Below are 19,893 nucleotides of genomic sequence, written 5' to 3' on the forward strand. Positions count from 1 at the left end.
GTTGGGCAGACAGTAAAACACTCGATTCTCGCTGGGAATACCTGCCAACGCGAGTCAATCAGCCGGAAACCGTATGAAGCGCTGTGCGGCTGTGCCGGGGCAGAAAGCGCCCCCGAGCCGCGCCCACCCGCCCACCCAACGCGCGCCTCGGGGGCGCTGCCGGGGCCGGTGGCCCCGGCAAGGCGTTGGGATCAATGCGCGGGGGCGCTCACCGGGTCGATCAGGGTGCGCCCGCCATCCACGGTCACGATCTGGCCGGTGACGAACCCTGCGGCGTCCGAGGCCAGGAACTGCACGGCCTCGGCGGCCTCGGTTGCGGCGCCGATCCGGCCCAAGGGCGTGTGTTTCAGGATTGAATCGCGGTAATCCTCATGCTCGCGCATCTGGTCCTTGAGGTTTGCGCTCATGACCGAGCCGATGGCGACCGCGTTCACGCGGATGCGTTTGGGGGCCAGCGCCACCGCCATGGACCGGGTCATCTGGTCCAGCGCGGCGGTTGAAATCGAATAGGCCATGAGTTCCGGCTGTGAGCGCCGCGCGGCGATCGAGGTCAGGTTGACGATGGCTCCGACCGAATGCGCCTTCGTGTCCGCGCTCTCGCCCTGGGCGATCATGCGCTTTGCGGCGGCCTGGGTTACGCGCAGGCTGGCCATGAGGTTCTGCTGCAACAGGGTTTCAACCGCGTCATCCTGTGCGTCCAGCGGATCGGCGCGCGAGCATTGCCGGATTGCGTTCACCAGAATGTCGATCCGGTCAAACGCATCCACGGTCGCGGACATCAGGTTCGCCACGGTCAGTTTCTCGCGCAGGTCACCGGCAAAGAAGCGCGTGTTTTCGCCATGATCGGGGAATTGCGCGACCTCCCGTTTCAGGCGGCCTTCGTCCAGATCCGCCAGCATCACATGCGCGCCCTGGTCGGCGAAGTGGCGGGCGATGGCCAGTCCGACGCCATTGGCCGATCCGGTGACGATGGCGGTCTTGCCGTTGAGGGAAAAGCTCATGGTCGGCGGTCTCCGTCTGGCTCAGGGGGTGCGGCGGGGGGCGGTTGCGCGCCAGATCCGAAAGGCGGGGGTCTGAGCTTCGATGGTGTGCGCGTGGAAGCGGGCGGTGAACTCGGAGTCATAGGGCAGATGGCGATTGGCCACCAGCCAAAGCGTGCCTTTCGGGGTCAGCAATCGCGCGGCGGCGGCGATGAAGCCGCGGCCAAGCTCGGGCCGCGGCGTGCGGCCGGTGTGGAAGGGCGGGTTGCACAGCACCGTGTCCACCGGACCGGGCAGGGCAAAGGTCAGCGCATCGGCCCAGTGGAACTGCGCCCGCGGGTCATCGATATTGCGGCGCGCGCAGTCGAGGGCGTCATGCTCGGCCTCGACCAGATGCAGCGCCTCCAGCCCCTTGCGCTGAAGGGCCTGCGCGGCCAGATAGCCCCAGCCCGCGCCCAGATCGACCACCCGGCGGCCCAGGGTGTCGGGCAGGTGTTCCGCCAGCAGGCGCGAGGCCGGATCCACCCCGTCGGCCGAAAATACCCCTGGCCGCGTGACGAACCCGGGCGCATCGGGGGCGTCCAGGTGTTGGGGAACCGCGGCCCAGTCTGCCAGATCATCGGCGCCGGGGGTAAACCAGAACAGCTTGCCATGGGCGCGGGCGGTCACGCCCTCTACCGCGACCCGTTTGCGCAGCTCACGCAGGATCGAATCGACGCCGTCCAGTTTCTGTCCATCGACCAGCACCGGGCCGTCACTCAGCGCCACCGCCTGGGCGATCAGCCCACGCGCTTCGGTCTTGGCGCGGGGCAGGCAGACCAGCGCCATGGCGTAGCGGCCTTCGGGCGTTGTGGCGGTGCGATACCCGGCGGCCTGCAGCGCGTCATGGTCGGGGCGGAAGCCCTGAACCATGTGCAGCCGGTCCTGCGGCAGGGGGGTGAAATCCTCGTTCCCGCGCGGGCGCAACACGGCGATGGGACCATCACAGGGCAGTGCCAGCCCCTCTTCGAGCGCACGTGACAGGCGCGCATGGCGCTGGGCGGGATCGGTCAGCGACAGGGACAAGGGCACGGTCAGGGACATGGGCGGGGGCGCGGGCCCCTCATTCCTTTTCCAGCGTGCATTGCAGCGGATGCTGGTGGCGGCGGGCGAAATCCATGACCTGCGCGACCTTGGTTTCCGCAACCTCGAAGGAGAAGACGCCAACCACAGCCACGCCCTTGTTGTGCACGGTCAGCATGATCTCGAACGCCATGGCATGCGACAGGCCAAAGAACCGCTCCAGCACATGCACCACGAATTCCATCGGCGTGTAGTCATCATTGAGCAGCAGCACCTTGTACATGGGGGGGCGCTGGGTACGGGTGCGGGGCTTGGTGGCAATGCCGACATCCCTGTCCGGTCCGTCGCCGTCCTTGCGGTCGGTCATGAGCGGGCTCAGGGTCATTGCAGCGCGGCCTTTCACTAAGAGATTCTCCTTGAGCGCAGTATATAGTCGATTGCGCCCGGCGGGAAAGGGGCGCAGCAAGGGGAAAATCCCGGAGGGCCGACCATGGGTCGCATCACCACCATCGGTTTCGATGCCGACGATACGCTCTGGCACAATGAGCGGTTCTTTCGCCTGACGCAGGAGCGGTTTGCGGCCCTGCTGGCCGATCATGTCCCGCCCGAACACCTGATGGCGCGTCTGCTGGCGGCGGAGCGGCGCAACCTTGGTCATTACGGATTCGGGATCAAGGGGTTTGTGCTGTCGATGATCGAAACCGCGCTCGAGGTGACCGAGGGCAGGGTCCCGGCCTCGGTGATCTCGGAACTGCTGGCGGCCGGGCGCGAGATGCTGGCCCATCCGATCGAACTTCTGCCCCATGCCGCCGAGGCGATTGACGCCTTGGCGCCCCGCTACCGGCTGGTGCTGATCACCAAGGGCGATCTGCTGCACCAGGAGCGCAAGCTGGCGCAATCCGGCCTGGGCGAGGCGTTCGACGCGGTCGAGATCGTCTCGGACAAGACCCCGGAGGTTTATGCCCGCGCCTTCCTGCGCCATGGTGACGGGGCGGAACGCGCCCTGATGGTGGGCAATTCGCTGAAATCCGATGTGATTCCGCCGATCCTGGCCGGGGGCTGGGGCGTGCATGTGCCCCATGGCCCGGAGTGGGAGATAGAGCGCGCCGACCCGCCACTGGACCACGCCCGCTTTCGCGCGCTGCCGGATCTGGGGCAATTGCCGGATCTGCTGGGCTGGATCGACGGGGCCTGAGCGCGCTGTCGCGGTTTCTTGACGCGACGATGCGCGGGTTTGCGGCCGATCACCCGAAGCGGTCCATGACCGGTTCGGGACTGTTTGCATGACGAATCTCGCGCCTTGGTGCGTCCGTATTCAGGCTTGCGCTTCAGCGGCGTGGACGGTCTGTGCGCCCGGCGTGACGGTTTCAGGGCGGGTGCGATGGCTGCCCGGCGGCATCCGGGCCGGGCCTGACCGTCCGGGGTTGGCCTGCAGCCGTCAGCGGGTATCCTGTGGCGGTGGAGGAACTCCAGGCGAGCAGGGGGCAGGGCGTGGATAACTGGGACTACATCATCATCGGTGCGGGCACGGCGGGCTGTCTGCTGGCCAACCGGCTGAGCGCGAAGCACCGGGTGCTGCTGCTCGAGGCGGGCGGGCGCGATACCTATCCGTGGATTCATATCCCGGTGGGGTATCTCTATTGTATCGGCAATCCGCGCACGGACTGGATGTATCGCACGCGTTCGGAACCGGGGCTGCGCGGGCGCAGCCTGTTGTATCCGCGCGGGCGGGTGCTGGGGGGCTGTTCGTCGATCAACGGCATGCTCTATCTGCGCGGGCAGGCGGCGGATTATGACCACTGGCGGCAACTGGGTTGCACCGGCTGGGGCTGGGAGGACGTGCTGCCCCTGTTCAAGGCGCATGAGGATTACTTTGCCGGGGGCGATGAACATCATGGCGCGGGCGGGGAATGGCGGGTCGAACGCCCCCGGTTGCGCTGGGACATCCTGGATGCCTGGGCCCAGGCTGCGCAGGCGGCGGGGATCCCGGCCAGCGATGATTTCAACACCGGGGACAACGAAGGTGTGGGGTACTTCAAGGTCAACCAGCGCCGTGGCTGGCGATGGAATGCCGCGCGCGCCTTTCTGGCGCCCCGGCGGGGGTCGGACCGGCTGAAGGTGTTGACCGGGGCGCAGGTGGACCGGATCACGTTTGACGGGCGCCGCGCCACCGGGGTGGCCTATCGCCATGGTGGTGCGGTGCAGGAGGTCCGGGCCGGGGCCGAGGTGATCCTGTGCGCCGGGGCGGTGAACACGCCGAAGCTGCTGCAGCTTTCGGGGATTGGCCCGGGGGCGCTGCTGCAGGGGCACGGGATCGCCGTGCTGCAGGACGCCGCCAGCGGCGAGAACCTGCAGGACCATCTGCAATTGCGCTGCGCCTATCGCGTCAGCGGCGCGCCGACGCTGAACACCATGGCGGCCACCTGGTGGGGCAAGGCGCGGATCGGGCTGCAATATGCGCTGACGCGTTCCGGGCCGATGTCTATGGCGCCCAGCCAGCTTGGGGCGTTTGCACGTTCGGGGCCGGATGTGGCGACGGCAGATCTGGAATACCATGTCCAGCCGCTCAGTCTGCCGGCCTTTGGTGAGCCGCTGGACCCGTTCCCGGCCATTACCGCCAGCGTCTGCCACCTGCGCCCCGAATCGCGCGGGCATGTGCGGATCACCGGGCCGGATGCGGCGGCCGCACCCGAGATCGCACCGAACTACCTTTCGACCCAAGGCGACCGCATTGTGGCCGCGCGCGCCATTCGCCTCACCCGTCGGATCATGGCCCAGGCGCCCCTGGCCGGGTTCCAGCCGCAGGAATTCCGCCCCGGCCCCGAGGCGCAATCCGAGGCCGAACTGGTCGAGGTTGCAGGTCAGATCGGCACAACCATCTTTCACCCGGTCGGCACGGCGCGTATGGGTGCGGACCGCGGCGCGGTGGTGGACCCGATGCTGCGGGTGAACGGGGTCGCAGGGCTGCGCGTCGCCGACGCGTCGGTCATGCCCACGATCCCCAGCGGCAATACCAACGCGCCAACCCTGATGATCGCAGAGAAAGCCGCGGCACTGATCCTGCAGGATGCTGCGGGCAGGTGACGCGCCTTCACGTTTCATCGCCAGCGCATACCTTCTGGTCGGTGTGGAAAAGCGCCCCCGAGCCGCGCCCACCCACCCACCCTGCGCGCCTCGGGGGCGCTGCCCGGCGCGCAGGCGCGCCGGGCGGTCAAGGGGTATGATGTTGCGTGGCGGGATGACGGTCCAGAACGCGCGATCCATCCGCGCGGCGCAAGCCGCGCGGCCCGGCCCAACGGGAGGGTGCGCATCTGTGATGCGCGCGCGACGGGCGGGAGCCCACCTGCACCGCAGGCAAGGCCGGAGAGGGGTGAGGGTGTCGGGGATTTGTGGTAGACTGGGCGCTGATCTGATTGAACAGGAGGGACCGATGTACCCGGTTTTCATCCGTGATGTGCCCGCTCATCGTCTGGTGGGTTTGGCGCATCTGGGCCCGTATCCGCAGATCGGTGCCGTGTTCGAGAAGCTCGGTCAGCGGCTTGGGGATGCGGCCGCGTGGCCAGCGGTGCGGGGCATGGTGATGGTCAGCTATTCCGACCCGGAAACAACCCCCGAAGCCGAGTTGCAGAGCTTCGCAGCCGCGATGCTGGACCCGGCACATCCCTGCCCCGAGGGGCTGGAGGAACGCAGCCTTGCAGCGGGCCGATACGCGGTTCTGGAGCTTACCGGCCCGTTCGAGGAGCTCCCCCGCGCCTGGGGATGGCTGTATGGCGAGGGCATTCCCGGGCTGGGCGAAGCTGCCGCGCCCGCGCCCTGCTTCGAGGTCTATCTGAGCGACCCGTCCACAACCGCGCCCGGGGATCTGCGCACCGATCTCTACGCGCCGCTGGCGTGAGCGTTGCCTGGAGGCGGTCGCGCCGCTCTCGCGCCCGCGCCCCGAGGCGGTATTCGGGGCGCGGGCGGTGCGCCAGTCTGCAGGGCGGCGGGCCTCCCCTCCCCCGGTGCCTGCGTGACAGCGCTGTCAGCCGGCGATCATCTCGGACTGGCGGACGATCACCTCGGCCTGGCGGATGCTGGCGATATCGACCAGCCGGCCCTTGTAGACGGCGGCCCCTTCGCCGCGCGCCTTGGCGGCGGCCATCGCCTCCAGGATCTCGCGCGCTTCGGTGACGGCCTCGTCGGAGGGGGTGAAGACCTCGTTCGACAGGGCCACCTGTTTGGGGTGGATGGCCCATTTCCCCACCATCCCCAGCGTGGCCGAGCGGCGGGCCTGGGCGCGGAAGCCCTCGTCATCCGAGAAATCGCCAAAGGGTCCATCTACCGGCAAGACCCCGTGGGTCCGGCACGCGGCCACGATCGCCGCCTGTGCCCAGTGCCATGGGTCGGACCAGTGGCGCGCGCCCTCGTGCAGCATGTAGTAGTCCTTTTGCGTGCCGCCGATGCCGGTGGTTGCCATGCCCATCGATGCCGCGAAATCCGCTGCCCCCAGTGACATCGCCTGCAGCCGGGGCGAGGCGGCGGCGATCTCGTTCACGTTCACGATCCCGGCGGCGGATTCGATGATGACTTCGAAGCTGATGCGTTTCTCGCGGCCCTTTGCAGCCTCGATCGCCGTGACCAGCGCATCCACGGCGTAGATATCGGCGGCGCAGCCGACCTTGGGGATCATGATCTGGTCCAGCCGCGGCCCGGCCTGTTCCAGCAGGTCCACCACATCGCGGTACCACCAGGGCGTGTCCAGCCCGTTGATGCGCACGCTCAGCAGCTTGTTGCCCCAGTCGACCTCATGCGTGGCGGCAATGATATTGGCGCGCGCGGCCGCCTTGTCATCGGGGGCGACGGCGTCCTCCAGGTCCAGGTTGATCACATCCGCAGCACTTGCCGCCATTTTTTCAAAGATCGCCGGGCGCGAGCCGGGGCCGAAAAGCTGGCAGCGATTCGGGCGGGCAGGCGGGGCGGGTTGAAGGCGGAAGCTCATGCGGACCTCGGTCAGGAAATTTCGTCTGAAGTTTGCGCGGGGATATAATGTTGCGCGCGCGCGTGCAAGCCGTTTTCTGCGACTGCGTGGGGGCGGCGCTGCAATGCAGTATGATGCGGGATGGCCGTTTCCATCCAGCGTCTGCACGATTCTGCGGCAAGCGCTGCGCCTGGCGCCGGGTTCTGCGGAAAGACTATCGAAACCCTCCTCGATTTCTGCGAAGGTTGCGCTGGAAATGCGTGTTCTTGCGCAAAGAGCTACCAGTTCGGAGACGATGATGATTCAGACGCCCTATCTGCTGTTTCTTGGGGATGCCCCCGACCCGCTGGCCGCCAAGGTGGCGCAGGGGATCAAGGACTGGCGCCCGGAATTTGCCATCGGCCAGTTCCGGATGGAAGGCTGCCGCGCCGATATGGGCCTGCCGGACATGACGCTGGCCGAGGCGAAAGCGGCGGGCGCCAGGACGCTGGTGATCGGTGTGGCGAACCGCGGAGGCGTGATCTCGGCGGCGTGGAAGAAGGTGCTGGTGACGGCGCTGGAGGAGGGATTCGACCTGGCCTCGGGGTTGCATAACCTGCTGCGCGACGAGCCGGACCTGAAAGCCGTGGCCGAGGCGACGGGGCGCGCCCTGCATGACGTGCGGGTGCCGTCGGTCAAGTATCCCATCGCCAATGGCGAGAAGCGCAGCGGCAAGCGTTGTCTGGCGGTGGGGACGGATTGCTCGGTCGGCAAGATGTATACGGCGCTGTGCATGGAGCGCGAGATGGTGGCGCGCGGCATGAAGGCCAGTTTCCGCGCCACCGGGCAGACGGGCATCCTGATCACCGGCGATGGTGTGCCGCTGGATGCAGTAATCGCCGATTTCATGGCCGGGTCTGTGGAGTGGCTGACGCCGGACAATGACCCCGATCATTGGGATCTGATCGAGGGGCAGGGGTCGCTGTTTCATGTGTCCTATTCCGGCGTGACGATGGCGCTGATCCATGGCGGCCAGCCCGATGCACTGATCCTGAGCCATGAGCCCACGCGCACCCATATGCGGGGCTTGCCGGGCTATGGCCTGCCGGCGCTGGAGGATCTGCGCGACATGGCCTTGACCCTGGCGCGGGTGGCGAACCCGGCCTGTCAGGTGGTGGGCATTTCGGTGAACACCGCTGCGCTGAGCGACGACGAGGCGCGCGCCTGTTGTGCGGAGATCGAGGCGCGGATGGGGCTGCCCACGGTGGACCCTTATCGCCACGGGGCTGGCCGCCTGGTGGAAGCGCTGGCCGCCGTCTGAGGGCGCGGTGCAGGTGGCCGGGGGCGTGGAGGGGCGTTGCCCCTCTTGGGCCTTTGGCCCAATTCACCCCAGAGTATTTTGCGCAAGAAAATGGAGAGTGTCTTGTTGCAGGTAGAGGAAGAGCGGTTTGCGCTGGCCGAGGTGTTCACCATCGCGCGGGGCTCTCGGACCCATGCCGATGTGCTGACGGCGGTGGTTGCGCGCGGCGGGGTGCGCGGGTGGGGCGAGTGCGTGCCCTATGCGCGTTATGGCGAAACCATGGCGTCGGTGCGCGCCCAGATCGAAGGGTTGCCCGAGGGGATCTCGCGCGCTGACCTGCAGGCGGCGCTGACGGCCGGGGCGGCGCGCAATGCCGTGGATTGCGCGCTGTGGGATTGGGAGGCAAAGCAGGCCGGGCTGCGGATCTGGGATCTGGCCGGTCTGGCTGCGCCCGGGCCGTTGGTCACGGCATATACCCTGTCGCTGGATACGCCCGAGAAGATGGAGGCGGCGGCGCGGCGTCATGCGCATCGCCCGCTTCTGAAGATCAAGCTGGGCACCCCCGAGGACATGCCACGGTTGGAAGCCGTGCGGCGCGGCGCGCCCGATACGCGGATCATCATCGATGCGAATGAGGGCTGGACGGCGGAGGTCTATGCCGATCTGGCCCCGCATCTGTTGCGGCTGGGGGTGGCGATGGTGGAGCAGCCGCTGCCTGCAGGCGACGATGGGATGTTGGGCGAGATCGCGCGCCCCTTGCCCGTCTGTGCCGATGAGAGCTGCCATGACCGCGCCAGCCTGCCCGATCTGGCGGGGAAGTATGACATGGTCAACATAAAGCTGGACAAGACCGGCGGATTGACCGAGGCGCTGGCCCTGCGCGATGCGGCGCGGGCGGCGGGGTATCGGGTGATGGTGGGCTGCATGGTGGGGTCTTCGCTGGCCATGGCGCCGGCGGTTCTGGTGGCCCAGGGGGCCGAGGTGGTGGATCTTGACGGACCTTTGCTTCTGGCCGAAGACCGCGCAAACGCTTTGCAGTATGATGCCGCCGGGGTGCATCCGCCCGTGGCGGAACTTTGGGGATGAAGGAGCACGCCATGGTGCGGACAGTCTATGTGAACGGTGCGTATCTGCCCGAGGGCGAGGCGCAGGTCTCGATCTTCGATCGCGGATTTCTGATGGCGGATGGGGTCTATGAGGTCACCACCGTCATCGACGGCAAGCTGATCGATTTCGACGGGCATCTGGCGCGGCTGGAACGGTCCCTGGGCGAGCTGGACATCGCCAACCCCATGGACCGCGACCAGTGGCTGGAGGTGCACCGCGAGTTGGTGGCGCGCAACGGCTTGGATCAGGGGATGATCTATCTGCAGGTCACCCGGGGCGCGCCCGGGGACCGGGATTTCGTCTTTCCGGACCCTGACACCACCGCGCCGACGGTGGTTCTGTTCACCCAGTCCAACCCGGCGCTGGTGGACAGCCCCAAGGCGCAGAGGGGGATCAAGGTCATCGCGATTGACGATCTCCGCTGGGGGCGGCGGGACATCAAGACGGTGCAACTGCTTTACCCGTCCATGGGCAAGATGATGGCGATCAGGGCCGGGGCCGATGATGCCTGGATGGTGCAGGACGGAACCATCACCGAGGGGACCTCGAACAACGCCTATATCATCAAGGACGGCAAGATTGTTACGCGCGCGCTGTCCAATGACATCCTGCATGGGATCACCCGCGCCGCCGTGCTGCGCTTCGCGCGCGAGGCGCAGATGCCTGTGGAAGAGCGCAGCTTTACCCTGGAGGAGGCCAAGGCGGCGGATGAGGCCTTCGTGACCTCGGCCAGCACCTTTGTCATGCCGGTAGTGGACATCGATGGGGCGGCGCTGGGGGCGGGCACGCCGGGGCCTCTGGCGATGCGGCTGCGTGAGATCTACATCGAGGAAAGCCGCAAGGCCGCGATCTGAGCGCGTGCCCTGACCGCCCCTCGGGGCGGGCATGTCATGGGGCCGGGGCGTCGGTGGCGGGCGCCGGCGTATCGGCCCAATGCGTCAGGCAGCCCGTATCGGCGTCGAATTCGCCGCGCGGCAGCAAGGCGAATTGCCGGCGGTCGGTCTCGAATTCACTGCAGACCCGGATCATGCCATCGGCCCCCTGATCGATGCGGTAGGGCGCGCCGGTGAACGGGTCCAGATGCGACCGGGGTTCAGGGCAGCGCGGATCCTGACCTTCGGCTGGCTGGCCGTGCTGGCGCAGGCAGGCAAGGTGATATGCCAATGCGCGCAGGTCATCCAGCCGCTGTGCGTCGCGGCGTTCGGCGCGTGCCTGGAGCGGGCCGCCGATGGTCCACAGCCCGGCTGCCACCGCGAGGGCACAGCACAGCAGGATGGCGCCCGTTGCGCGGTCCATCAGCCGGTATCCAGAAATCGACGGAAGTAGCTCAGCACCAGCAGGGCAACCACGGCCACCAATGTGGCCTTGGCCAGGAATTGCCCGGTCAGATCGCCGCTGAGCGCGGCATAGACCACCGCAACGGCATCGCCCAGCAGCACCAGCGCCGCCAGGAACAGCCCCAGCGCGCCGATCCGGGCGCGCATGGGCGCGCGGCGCAGGCCGTCAGTGCCCGTTGCCGCCCGTTCCGCATGCAGATGAAGCCACAGAAAGAGCGGCGCCAGCACGATCAGCGTGGCCATGGACCAGCGCATGGAACTGCCCGCCCAGCCCGCCCTGTGGCCAGCTGTGTCATCCGGCACCCAGATTTCTATCAGTCTGAACCCCAGGCTGGTCAGATGCCAGGTGACGGCGACCAGTGCCAGAAACAACAGCGCATGCACCACTGCCTCGCGCACCGGGACCGAGGCCCGCGGGCGCGGGACCGGAACCCCCAGCCCGCTGTCGCTCCACCCGGCAAGGGCCGTGTCGACCTCTGCGCCGGTCCAGCCGGCGTCTTCGAGCGCGGATCGCAGCGTTTCCGGGCTGTGGCCCGCCTGCAATCCCTGCCGGATGAACAGGGACAGCTGGTCGGCGGGTTTCATTCAGTCCGACCGGGTGCCGACGTTTTCGGCGAATGACGTCTCGAAGGCCTTTTGCTGTTCGGGGCTGGCTTCGGACTGATGCTTCGCCTTCCATTCGGCATAGGGCATGCCATAGACGATTTCGCGCGCGGCCTCCTTGTCCATGTCGATCCCGCGGTCGCTGGCAGCTTCCTGGTACCAGCGACTCAGGCAGTTGCGGCAGAACCCGGTCAGGTTCATCATGTCGATGTTCTGCACATCACTGCGCTTGTCCAGATGCTCCAGCAGGCGGCGAAAGGCGGCGGCCTCCAGTTCGATGCGGGTCTGTTCATTCATTGGTGATCTCCTTGGTATAGTGAGAAGGTGTTGACGCGCCAGTCAGTGGTCAAGGGGGAAAGGCTTGCGGTAATCTGGAAATGGGGTATCTGCTTGCGCTAACAATCAGCGCGCATCAACCGCCGGGTATGCCCCGGGTTGCGGTTCGAGGCCCCTGCGGGCATCCTGCGCGGAACGGAAAGGACACCCATGCGACGCAAACGCAATGTCAAGATCGTGGCCACCCTGGGCCCAGCCTCCAGTGACCACAAGACCATCCGCGCCCTGTGCGACGCAGGCGCCGATGTGTTCCGGCTGAACCTCAGTCACGGCAGCCATGACGATATTCGCGCCCGGCACCGGATCATCCGGCAGATCGAGGCGGATACCGGGCGCCCCATCGCCATCCTGGCCGATCTTCAGGGGCCCAAGCTGCGTGTGGGCAGCTTTGCCTCTGGTGCGGTTGATCTTGAAGAGGGCAACAGCTTCCGGCTGGACCTGGACCCGGCGCCGGGTGATTCGCACCGCGTGACCCTGGCTCATCCGGAGATATTTGCCGCGCTGCGTCCCGGCGCCACGCTGTTGGTCAATGACGGCAAGATCAGGCTTCGGGTGCGCGACTGCAGCCCCGAACATGCCGATTGCGAGATCGAGGTGGGCGGCACGATCTCCGACAACAAGGGCGTCAACGTGCCCGATGTGGTGCTGCCGCTGGCGGCCCTGTCCGACAAGGACCGCACCGATCTGGAATTCGTCTGCGACCTGGGCGTGGACTGGCTGGCGCTGTCCTTTGTGCAGCGCGCCAGCGACGTGCATGAGGCGCGCGAACTGGTCAATGGCCGTGCGGCCATCATGTGCAAGATCGAAAAGCCCGCGGGCGTGACGGCCTTCGACGAGATCCTGGAGGCTTCGGACGGGATCATGGTGGCGCGCGGCGATCTGGGGGTGGAACTGCCGATCCAGAATGTGCCGCCGATCCAGAAGCGCTTGGTGCGCAAGTGCCGCGCTGCCGCCAAACCGGTGATCGTGGCCACGCAGATGCTGGAATCGATGATCACCAGCCCCATGCCGACACGGGCCGAGGTGTCGGATGTGGCCACCGCCATCTATGAGGGCGCCGATGCGGTGATGCTCTCGGCGGAATCGGCGGCGGGCAGCTATCCGGTCGAAGCCGTGACCACCATGAACAACGTGGCGATCGAGGTTGAAAACGATCCCACCTATCAGCAGGTGATGGATGCCTCGCGCAAGATCGTGCATGCCTCGGTCGCCGACGGGATCGTTGCCGCCGCCCGCGAAATCGCCGAAACAACGGATATCGTCGCCATCTGCTGCTTCACCAGTTCCGGCACCACCGCAGCCCGTGTGGCGCGCGAACGGCCCCATGTGCCGATCATCGCGCTGACCACTATTGTCGGCACCGCGCGACGGCTGACGCTGACCTGGGGGATCCATTGTGTGATGACCTCGGAAATCATCCGGTTCAAGGAGGCGGTCATCAGCGCCGTGCGCGCTGCGCGCCGGTTCGAATTCGCCTCCGAGGAGGATCAGATCGTGGTGACGGCCGGGGTGCCGTTCAACATCCCGGGCACCACGAACATCCTGCGGGTGGCGCCTTGTGCGGAACACTTGATCCGCTTGACCGACCCGGAGTAGAATCGTGCATCTGAACGGGGGCTGACATGAGCTATGACGTTCTGTTCCTGTTAGGTATATTTCTGCTGCCGTTTGCGGTGCTGAGCATGATGGGGGCCTGGGTTGGCGGGCGGTCCCCGCGCACGGGCGGGATTCTGGGCATGGTGGCGCTGGTGCTGCTGATCTATGTCGCCCAGTCGCGCCCGGCGGGCCTGTATGACCTGCGCGACATTCCCGCGCTGACGGTGGCGGTCTTTGGGCGGCTTCTGGGCTGACGTTGGGCCAGCAACGCTTGCAAAGGGGCGGCGCGCGGTGTATCCGGCGCGCTCGAACACGATGCGGCCGGCCCCAGGCATGCCGAGTCGCATCCGGACCGAAAGCCCGAAAAAGGAGTCGGAAATGCCGAAGATGAAGACCAAATCAAGCGCCAAGAAGCGCTTTTCCATGACCGCAAGCGGCAAGGTCAAGGTGGCCCAGGCCGGCAAGCGGCACGGGATGATCAAGCGGACGCCCAAGTTCATTCGTGACGCGCGCGGCACCACGGTCCTGTCGGACCAGGATGCCCGTATCGTCAAGAAATACATGCCCTACGACCGCTGAGGAGTCCCAGACATGGCACGCGTTACATCCGGGAAAGTCACCCACGCCCGTCACCGCAAGGTGGTCAAGGCCGCCAAAGGCTATTACGGCGCACGTTCGCGCAACTTCCGCACCGCCACCCAGGCGGTGGACAAGGCCAACCAGTACGCCACCCGCGACCGCAAGAACCGCAAGCGCAGTTTCCGCGCCCTGTGGATCCAGCGGATCAACGCCGCGGTGCGTGAGATCGACCCCGCGCTGACCTATTCGCGCTTCATCAACGGCCTGACGCTGGCCGGGATCGAAGTGGACCGCAAGGTTCTGGCCGATCTGGCCGTGCATGAGCCCGAGGCCTTTGGCCAGATCGTGGACAAGGCCCGCGCCGCGATGGCCTGAGGCTGCGCTGCGGTCATCCAGAGACTGCGATGCGGGGGGCTTTGGCCCCCCGTTTTCATGTCTGGCCTCGGCTGGTCCTACTGGCCGAAGCGCTGCGCGGCCTGGCTGGCACAAGGCGCCCCCGAGCCGCGCTCCCACCCGCCCACCCCGCGCGCCTCGGGGGCGCGGCCCGGCGGGGGCCGGGCCGGTTGGGTGGCAGCGTGCGGGAACTGGACCTGCGATCAGTCCGGTTTCTGGGCGCTGATCATTGCGTAGCTGAGGCCGGGGCGGGTTTCCCCTGCTGCCGGGTCCGCGCCCTGGATCACATAGGGGCCCATCAGCCCGGCCACCGAATTGCGCACCAGCAGCGGCGGCATGAAGCGGCGCAGCAGGCGGTATTTCCAGTTGGTAAACACGCGGGTGGCGATCTTTTGCAGGCGGTGGGTGCCGGGCAGGACTGCCTGGCTCAGGTCGCGTTCGGTGACGGCCAGTCCCGCGGCTTCGAAGGGGATGCGCCAGTCCTGCAGCGTCCAGAAACCGTTGGTCACCGCGGTGGTGACCTCGAACAGCCGCGCGGCGGTCATCATGTCGGCGGGGGCGCTGTTCAGATCCGGGTGACGGAACCCGTCATAGATGACCACCCGGCCCCCGGGCTTTAGCAGCGCCGCCATCTGCGCGGCAGTGCGGCCCGGGTCCTGCGCGTAGCACAGGGTTTCCACGGCGAAGATCACGTCAAACGTACCGATATCGGCGGGCAGGTCATCATGGCTGCCTTGCCGGAAGGTGGTGTTGGTCAGCCCGGCCTGCGCGGCGGCGCGGGTGCAGCCGGCGACATGGGTATCCAGAAGGTCCAGCCCGGTAAAGGCGACCTGTGGGTGCTGAGGCGCCAGGTGGAGCGTGTTGAATCCCAGCCCGCAGCCCAGTTCCAGCACGCGCGTCGCACCCGTCTCACCGATATGGCGCGTGATTTCCCGGGCCTGGGCGTAATAGCCGGCCTTGTCGAAGCTGCCTTCGGGATTGAGCGCGAAATGCATGCAGCCCGCTTCGGAATGGATGCGTCGGTAGCCAGGCACCGACTGGCGGTAATAGGGGGCGATGATGTCGCGCCCTTCGCTCGCCAGAATGCGATCGATCCCGAACGCCCTGTCCACCAATTGCAGCGCGCCGGACAGCGGCATGTTCAGAGGCATTGGCTGCACGCTGTGAAGGACTGGCTGGGTATGTTTCAAGTGCAATGCGATATCCTGTTATACCGATAAAATCTCCCTTTCGTTATGACGGTTTCCCGAAGTTTGGCAAGATGTCCGGCCGGTTCTTCCGGCCCTTGGCAGGCAGGCCGCGCGCCGGTTGCCAGCGGTATCAGCGCCCCTTCCAGACGGGATCACGTTTTTCGGCGAAGGCGCGGGCGCCTTCCAGTTGATCGTCCGAGGAATAGAGCCGGTCCACGGTGGGGAACTGGCGCCGGGTGATGCGGTTGAGCGCGTCCTGAAAGCGCATGTCCTCGGCCTCGCGCACCACTTCCTTGATGGCGGCATAGACCAGCGGCGGCCCCGATTCCAGAAGCCGCGCCAGTTCCCAGGTCTTTGGCAGCAGGTCTTCGGGCGTCGTGATCTCGCGCAGCAGGCCCCAGCGCAGGGCCTCTTCGGCATCGAACCAGCGGCCCGTCAGCAACAAGTCCATGGCCACATGGTAGGGGATGCGTTTGGGCAGCTTGATCGAGGCCGCATCAGCCACCGTGCCCGAGCGGATTTCCGGCAGCGCGAAGCTGGCGGTGTCCGCGGCCAGGATCAGATCGCATGACAGCGCCAGTTCCAGCCCGCCCCCGCAGCAGATGCCATTGACGGCGGCGATCACCGGCTTGTTCATCTGCGGCAGCTCCTGCAGGCCGCCGAAGCCGCCCACGCCATAGTCACCATCCACCGCATCGCCGTCGGCGGCGGCTTTCAGGTCCCAGCCGGGGCAGAAGAATTTGTCCCCCGCCGCCCGCAGGATGGCCACGCGCAGGGCGTCGTCATCGCGGAATTCACGGAACACCTCGCCCATGATCCGGCTGGTGGCCAAGTCGATGGCATTGGCCTTTGGCCGGTCCAGCGTCACTTCAAGGATGGCGCCTTCGTGGCGGGTCTTGACGGGGCCTTCGGTCCGCATCTGCATCATGGTACTGCCTCCCATATGACGGCGTCTGCTGCCATGGCGCCGCTCTCGCGCACCAGCAGCGGGTTGATCTCAACTTCCTCCAGCGCGGGGTCCTGCGCCAGCATGTCCTGCAGCTTCATCGCGGCCTGCACCACGGCATCGACATCGGCGCGGGGGCGTCCGCGATACCCGTCCAGCAGCGGCCAGAGCCGCAGGCGGCGCAGCGCGGCGGTGATTTCGGTTGGCGTGACGGGCAGGACCAGCGTGACCGTGTCGCCCAGCAGCTCGGCGGCGGTGCCGCCAAAGCCCAGGGTCAGAGTGGCGCCATAGACCGGGTCCCGCCGCACGCCCAGGATCAGTTCGGCCAGCGCGCCGGGGATCATCTCCTCGGCCAGATAGCCAAGGGCGCCGGGGATTTCGGGCTGGCCCTCAAGCGTGGTCAGGTTCAGCCGCACCGCCCCGGCTTCGGATTTATGGGCAAAGCCCAGCCCCTTGAGCGCCAGCGGCGGGGTCAGGGCATGGGCGGCACGGGCGAGCGCGGGCAGGTCCGGCGCCGCCACCCCGCGCGGCACGGCAATGCCTGCCTGCGCCAGCCGGGTCTTGGCGGCGGCTTCATCGAGCATGTGCACATCACGCGCCGGGGGGGCGGGCCAGGGTGCCCAGCCGGTGGCGGCGGGCGGGGTCTGGGCCGCAGCCAGCGCGGTCAGCGCGGTTTCCGCCCCCATCAGCACCACCACCCCGCGCGCGGCCATGGAGCGCGCGAGCGCTTCGTCGAAATTCTCGGGCAGGCTGGCGACGGCAAAGGCGGGTTTGCCGGTGTTGACCCCGGCGGCGGCGATGGCATCCAGCGCCGGGGTGAAGCTGGACGGGTCACAGCGGTCCGGGCGCGGCGGGTCGATGACGAAAAGCCCCGCGTCATAGCCCGAGAGCATTTCGCTGAACACCGCCTCGATCCGGGCGCCGTCGCCCCAGATGAAGGTGTGGTAATCCAGCGGGTTGGAGATGGTGACCATGGGGCCCAGGGCTTCGGACAGGCGCGCGGCGCTGTCGGTGCCGGGGGGCGGGAAGTCCAGCCGGTGGCGCGCGGCCAGATCGGCGATCATCCCGGCCTCACCCCCCGAACAGGAGAGCGAGCAGAGCCGCTGGCCCAGCCCCGGCCCGTGGGCATGCAGGATTTTCAGGGTTTCCAGCAACTCGGCAGGGGTTTCGACCTCGGCAATCCCGGCCTGGTGCAGGAAGGCGCTGGAGGCCACGCTGTCGCCCGCCAGGGCCGCCGTGTGCGAGGCGGCGGCGGCGCGGGAAGCCTCGGTCCGGCCGGATTTGATGGCGACGATGCCCTTGCCCCGGGCGGCGGCCTCCTGCGCCAGCGCGGCCAGCGCCGGGGCATCGGTGATCCCTTCGACATAGAGCCCCAGCGCGGTGACGCGGGGGTCTTGCAGCAGGGCGCGGCCCAGTTCGGCCAAGCCCACCTGTGCGGCATTGCCCAGGCAGGCCACATAGGCGAGCGGCAGGGCGCGGGCTTGCATGGTCAGGTTGACGGCGATGTTCGAGGATTGCGAGATCACCGCCACCCCGCTGTCCACCCGTTGCCCGCCATGCTGATCAGGCCAGAGCAATGCTCCGTCCAGATAGTTGATGATACCGTAACAATTCGGCCCCAGAACCGGCATTGTTCCGGCTGCAGCCACAAGCTGCGCCTGCGCCGCAGCGGCGCCGGTTTCCGACCAGCCCGAGGCAAAGGCCACCGCGCCGCCCGCGCCCATGGCGGCGAGTTCGCCCACCACCTGCAGCGTGGCATCGCGGTTGACGCCGATGAAAGTGGCATCGGGCGCGGCGGGCAGGTCGGCGAGGCTGGGCACCGCGGGCAGGCCGCCGATGGTGCTGCGCGTGGGGTGGACGGGCCAGACCTGCCCGTCAAAGCCCATGCGCTGGCATTGTTCGATGACATTGGCGGCCCAGCCGCCCCCCATCACCGCGACAGAGCGCGGGCGCAGCAGGCGCGACAGGTTCTTCATGGCAGGGGCAACGCGCAGGCGGTGGGCGGCGCAGGGGGGCTGTCCGCCCCCCTCGTGCCCGTTCCGGGCAATTCACCCCCCGAGAGTATTTTCGGCAAGATGAAGGGGTGGGGCGTGACGGTGCCCCCTGCCGCCGCGGTGATCGGGGCGGGCCCTGGCGGGCAGGTATCATATACGGGGGGCGGAACTGTTCCCTCCGGTGTGTTCTGGATCGTCAGTCTTGGCATTGGGGTGACCGTATCCGGGCTGAAGCGCAATCTGCGCCATGGGTGCCGTGCGGTCGGGGTGGTGTCAAGCGGGGGATGTCAGATTGCACGGCCCTGCATGAGGCGCGGGAGGTCTCCGGTCAGGCCGGCGGCTTCGCGGATGAAGTGGCGGCGCAGTCCGGGCAGGGCGGAAACAATGCCCATGCCGAGGTCACGCCCCATGCGCAACGCGGGGTTGTCATTGGAAAACAAGCGGTTGAACAGGTCCGTGCCGAGGGCCAGGACTGCCGTGTCGAAGCGGCGCCATTGCTGGTAGCGTTCGAGCACGGGCTGGGTGGCGAAATCCTCGCCGCGGCGGGTGGCCTCGATCAGGACCTGGGCCAGGGCGGCGACATCACGCAGGCCCAGGTTGAGGCCCTGCCCGGCGATGGGGTGGACGCCGTGCGCCGCATCGCCCACGAGCGCCAGCCGCGGGGCAATGAAGCTGTTGGCAAGCGTCAGCCGCAGCGGATAGGCAAAGCGTTTTCCGTCCAGTGCAATCTCGCCCAGGAAGCTGCCGAAGCGGGGGCGCAGGGCGGCCAGATAGGTGGCGCCATCGGCGTGATGCAATGCCTCGGCGCGGGCGGTTTCCTCGCTCCAGACGATGGAGGCACGGTTGCCGGGCAGGGGCAGGATGGCCAGCGGCCCGGCGGGTAGGAACAGTTGATGCGCGCAGCCATGGTGGGGAAGGTCATGGCGAATGGCGCAAACCAGCGCGGTCTGGCCGTAGTCCCAGCCGGTCCGGGCGATCCCGGCACGGCTGGCGGTGGGGCTGTTGCGTCCGTCACAGCCCACCAGCATCCGGGCCGAGAGCATCCGCCCCGAGGCCAGCGTGACCTGCACCCCGGCGCCGGTCACCTGTTGTGCGGTGACCGTTTCGCCCGGGTGGTGCTGGATGCCGGGTGTTTCGGCCATCGCATCCAGAAGCGCGCGGCGCAGGTAACGATCCTCGATCATGTGGCCCATGGGGCCTTCCTCGATCTCGGCGTGGTCGAACTGCAGGAAGAAGGGCGCGATGCCTTCGCCGGGGCGGCCATCGCTGGCCTTGATCTGTAGGATGGGTTGCGCGTGGTCTGCGATCTGCGCCCAGATCCCCAGTGCCCCCAGCGCCCGGACCGAGGCCAGCGCCAGCGCATAGGCGCGACCGTCAAAGGTGTCACTGCGCAGGTGCTCCAGGGGCTGCGCATCCATCAGCGCGACGCGCAGCCCGCCCTTTGCCAGGGCAAGCGCAAGGGCCGGGCCATTGAGGCCGCCGCCGACGATCAGGATATCAGCGTCATGGGTCATGGGCCCAATATGGCGGTGGG

21 protein-coding genes are annotated in these 19,893 nt (G+C 67.4%); 10 read left to right on the top strand and 11 right to left on the bottom strand.

The genetic code is table 11. The features are described 5' to 3' along the window. Nucleotides 1-191: 191 nt before the first annotated feature. From HUK65_RS11340 to clpS, 3 genes are read right to left on the bottom strand one after another with little or no spacing between them, the layout of a single operon-like run. Nucleotides 192-1,001, bottom strand: coding sequence for an SDR family NAD(P)-dependent oxidoreductase (locus tag HUK65_RS11340; RefSeq protein ID WP_179906383.1), 810 nt, complete (start codon nt 999-1,001; stop codon nt 192-194). 21 nt (nt 1,002-1,022) lie between these two features. Further along, the gene (locus HUK65_RS11345) at nt 1,023-2,063 is read right to left on the bottom strand and encodes a class I SAM-dependent methyltransferase (RefSeq protein ID WP_179906384.1); all 1,041 of its coding nucleotides are present in this window, start codon (nt 2,061-2,063) and stop codon (nt 1,023-1,025) included. 19 nt (nt 2,064-2,082) lie between these two features. Next, on the bottom strand, nt 2,083-2,427 hold the full coding sequence (gene clpS, locus HUK65_RS11350; RefSeq protein WP_179906385.1) for an ATP-dependent Clp protease adapter ClpS: 345 nt from the start codon (nt 2,425-2,427) through the stop codon (nt 2,083-2,085). A 105-nt stretch (nt 2,428-2,532) separates the two neighbouring features. Between clpS and HUK65_RS11355 the strand changes: the two genes are divergently transcribed. The 3 genes from HUK65_RS11355 (at nt 2,533) to HUK65_RS11365 (ending at nt 5,937) form a co-directional block, all read left to right on the top strand. Then, on the top strand, nt 2,533-3,237 hold the full coding sequence (locus HUK65_RS11355) for an HAD family hydrolase (protein WP_179906386.1): 705 nt from the start codon (nt 2,533-2,535) through the stop codon (nt 3,235-3,237). Nucleotides 3,238-3,533: 296 nt separating this feature from the next. Then, entirely contained in the window at nt 3,534-5,126 is a 1,593-nt protein-coding gene (locus HUK65_RS11360; protein ID WP_179906387.1) for a GMC family oxidoreductase, read from the top strand. 346 nt (nt 5,127-5,472) lie between these two features. After that, nucleotides 5,473-5,937 (top strand): AraC family transcriptional regulator, encoded by a 465-nt coding sequence (locus HUK65_RS11365; RefSeq protein WP_179906388.1) that lies wholly within the window; start codon nt 5,473-5,475, stop codon nt 5,935-5,937. A gap of 126 nt (nt 5,938-6,063) precedes the next feature. Here HUK65_RS11365 and HUK65_RS11370 read toward each other — a convergent pair whose 3' ends face one another. Then, nucleotides 6,064-7,020 carry an L-malyl-CoA/beta-methylmalyl-CoA lyase gene (locus tag HUK65_RS11370; protein ID WP_179906389.1) on the bottom strand — a complete coding sequence of 319 codons (957 nt, stop codon included), beginning with the start codon at nt 7,018-7,020 and terminating at the stop codon, nt 6,064-6,066. A 277-nt stretch (nt 7,021-7,297) separates the two neighbouring features. Here HUK65_RS11370 and dgcN point away from each other — a divergent pair, with 277 nt between their 5' ends. From dgcN to HUK65_RS11385, 3 genes are all read left to right on the top strand, one after another. After that, nucleotides 7,298-8,299, top strand: a complete 1,002-nt coding sequence (gene dgcN / locus HUK65_RS11375; protein WP_179906390.1) for an N-acetyltransferase DgcN — start codon at nt 7,298-7,300, stop codon at nt 8,297-8,299. Between the two features lie 90 nt (nt 8,300-8,389). Next, complete coding sequence (dgcA, locus tag HUK65_RS11380) at nt 8,390-9,364, top strand: N-acetyl-D-Glu racemase DgcA (RefSeq protein ID WP_179906391.1); 975 nt, start codon at nt 8,390-8,392, stop codon at nt 9,362-9,364. A gap of 11 nt (nt 9,365-9,375) precedes the next feature. Beyond that, a complete protein-coding gene (locus HUK65_RS11385) occupies nt 9,376-10,239 on the top strand; it encodes a D-amino-acid transaminase (protein WP_179906392.1) in 864 nt (287 codons plus the stop codon). Between the two features lie 34 nt (nt 10,240-10,273). Here HUK65_RS11385 and HUK65_RS11390 read toward each other — a convergent pair whose 3' ends face one another. From HUK65_RS11390 to HUK65_RS11400, 3 genes are read right to left on the bottom strand one after another with little or no spacing between them, the layout of a single operon-like run. Further along, nucleotides 10,274-10,681 carry a hypothetical protein gene (locus HUK65_RS11390; RefSeq protein WP_179906393.1) on the bottom strand — a complete coding sequence of 136 codons (408 nt, stop codon included), beginning with the start codon at nt 10,679-10,681 and terminating at the stop codon, nt 10,274-10,276. Beyond that, complete coding sequence (locus HUK65_RS11395) at nt 10,681-11,307, bottom strand: DUF5671 domain-containing protein (protein ID WP_179906394.1); 627 nt, start codon at nt 11,305-11,307, stop codon at nt 10,681-10,683. Before HUK65_RS11395 ends, HUK65_RS11390 begins: the two co-directional genes overlap by 1 nt. Then, nucleotides 11,308-11,622, bottom strand: a complete 315-nt coding sequence (locus HUK65_RS11400) for a DUF1244 domain-containing protein (protein ID WP_179906395.1) — start codon at nt 11,620-11,622, stop codon at nt 11,308-11,310. 189 nt (nt 11,623-11,811) lie between these two features. On the opposite strand from HUK65_RS11400, the gene pyk reads away from it, so the two are divergent. The 4 genes from pyk to rplT all read left to right on the top strand — a co-directional run bounded on the left by pyk (nt 11,812) and on the right by rplT (nt 14,211). Further along, a complete protein-coding gene (gene pyk, locus HUK65_RS11405) occupies nt 11,812-13,257 on the top strand; it encodes a pyruvate kinase (protein WP_179906396.1) in 1,446 nt (481 codons plus the stop codon). Between the two features lie 26 nt (nt 13,258-13,283). Continuing rightward, nucleotides 13,284-13,511, top strand: coding sequence for a hypothetical protein (locus tag HUK65_RS11410; RefSeq protein ID WP_179906397.1), 228 nt, complete (start codon nt 13,284-13,286; stop codon nt 13,509-13,511). A 124-nt stretch (nt 13,512-13,635) separates the two neighbouring features. Further along, complete coding sequence (rpmI, locus tag HUK65_RS11415) at nt 13,636-13,836, top strand: 50S ribosomal protein L35 (RefSeq protein WP_179906398.1); 201 nt, start codon at nt 13,636-13,638, stop codon at nt 13,834-13,836. Nucleotides 13,837-13,848: 12 nt separating this feature from the next. Beyond that, nucleotides 13,849-14,211, top strand: a complete 363-nt coding sequence (gene rplT, locus HUK65_RS11420; protein ID WP_179906399.1) for a 50S ribosomal protein L20 — start codon at nt 13,849-13,851, stop codon at nt 14,209-14,211. A 221-nt stretch (nt 14,212-14,432) separates the two neighbouring features. Here rplT and HUK65_RS11425 read toward each other — a convergent pair whose 3' ends face one another. The 4 genes from HUK65_RS11425 to HUK65_RS11440 form a co-directional block, all read right to left on the bottom strand. Beyond that, nucleotides 14,433-15,380, bottom strand: coding sequence for a class I SAM-dependent methyltransferase (locus HUK65_RS11425; RefSeq protein WP_235442090.1), 948 nt, complete (start codon nt 15,378-15,380; stop codon nt 14,433-14,435). A 169-nt stretch (nt 15,381-15,549) separates the two neighbouring features. After that, on the bottom strand, nt 15,550-16,347 hold the full coding sequence (locus tag HUK65_RS11430; RefSeq protein ID WP_179906401.1) for a carnitinyl-CoA dehydratase: 798 nt from the start codon (nt 16,345-16,347) through the stop codon (nt 15,550-15,552). Next, nucleotides 16,344-18,341 carry an acetate--CoA ligase family protein gene (locus HUK65_RS11435; protein ID WP_179906402.1) on the bottom strand — a complete coding sequence of 666 codons (1,998 nt, stop codon included), beginning with the start codon at nt 18,339-18,341 and terminating at the stop codon, nt 16,344-16,346. The genes HUK65_RS11430 and HUK65_RS11435 overlap by 4 nt, the downstream gene beginning before the upstream one ends. A gap of 305 nt (nt 18,342-18,646) precedes the next feature. Beyond that, complete coding sequence (locus HUK65_RS11440) at nt 18,647-19,873, bottom strand: FAD-dependent monooxygenase (protein WP_179906403.1); 1,227 nt, start codon at nt 19,871-19,873, stop codon at nt 18,647-18,649. Between the last annotated feature and the right edge of the window lie 20 nt (nt 19,874-19,893).

Origin of the sequence: Rhabdonatronobacter sediminivivens, assembly GCF_013415485.1 — a bacterium.
Lineage (GTDB): Bacteria > Pseudomonadota > Alphaproteobacteria > Rhodobacterales > Rhodobacteraceae > Rhabdonatronobacter > Rhabdonatronobacter sediminivivens.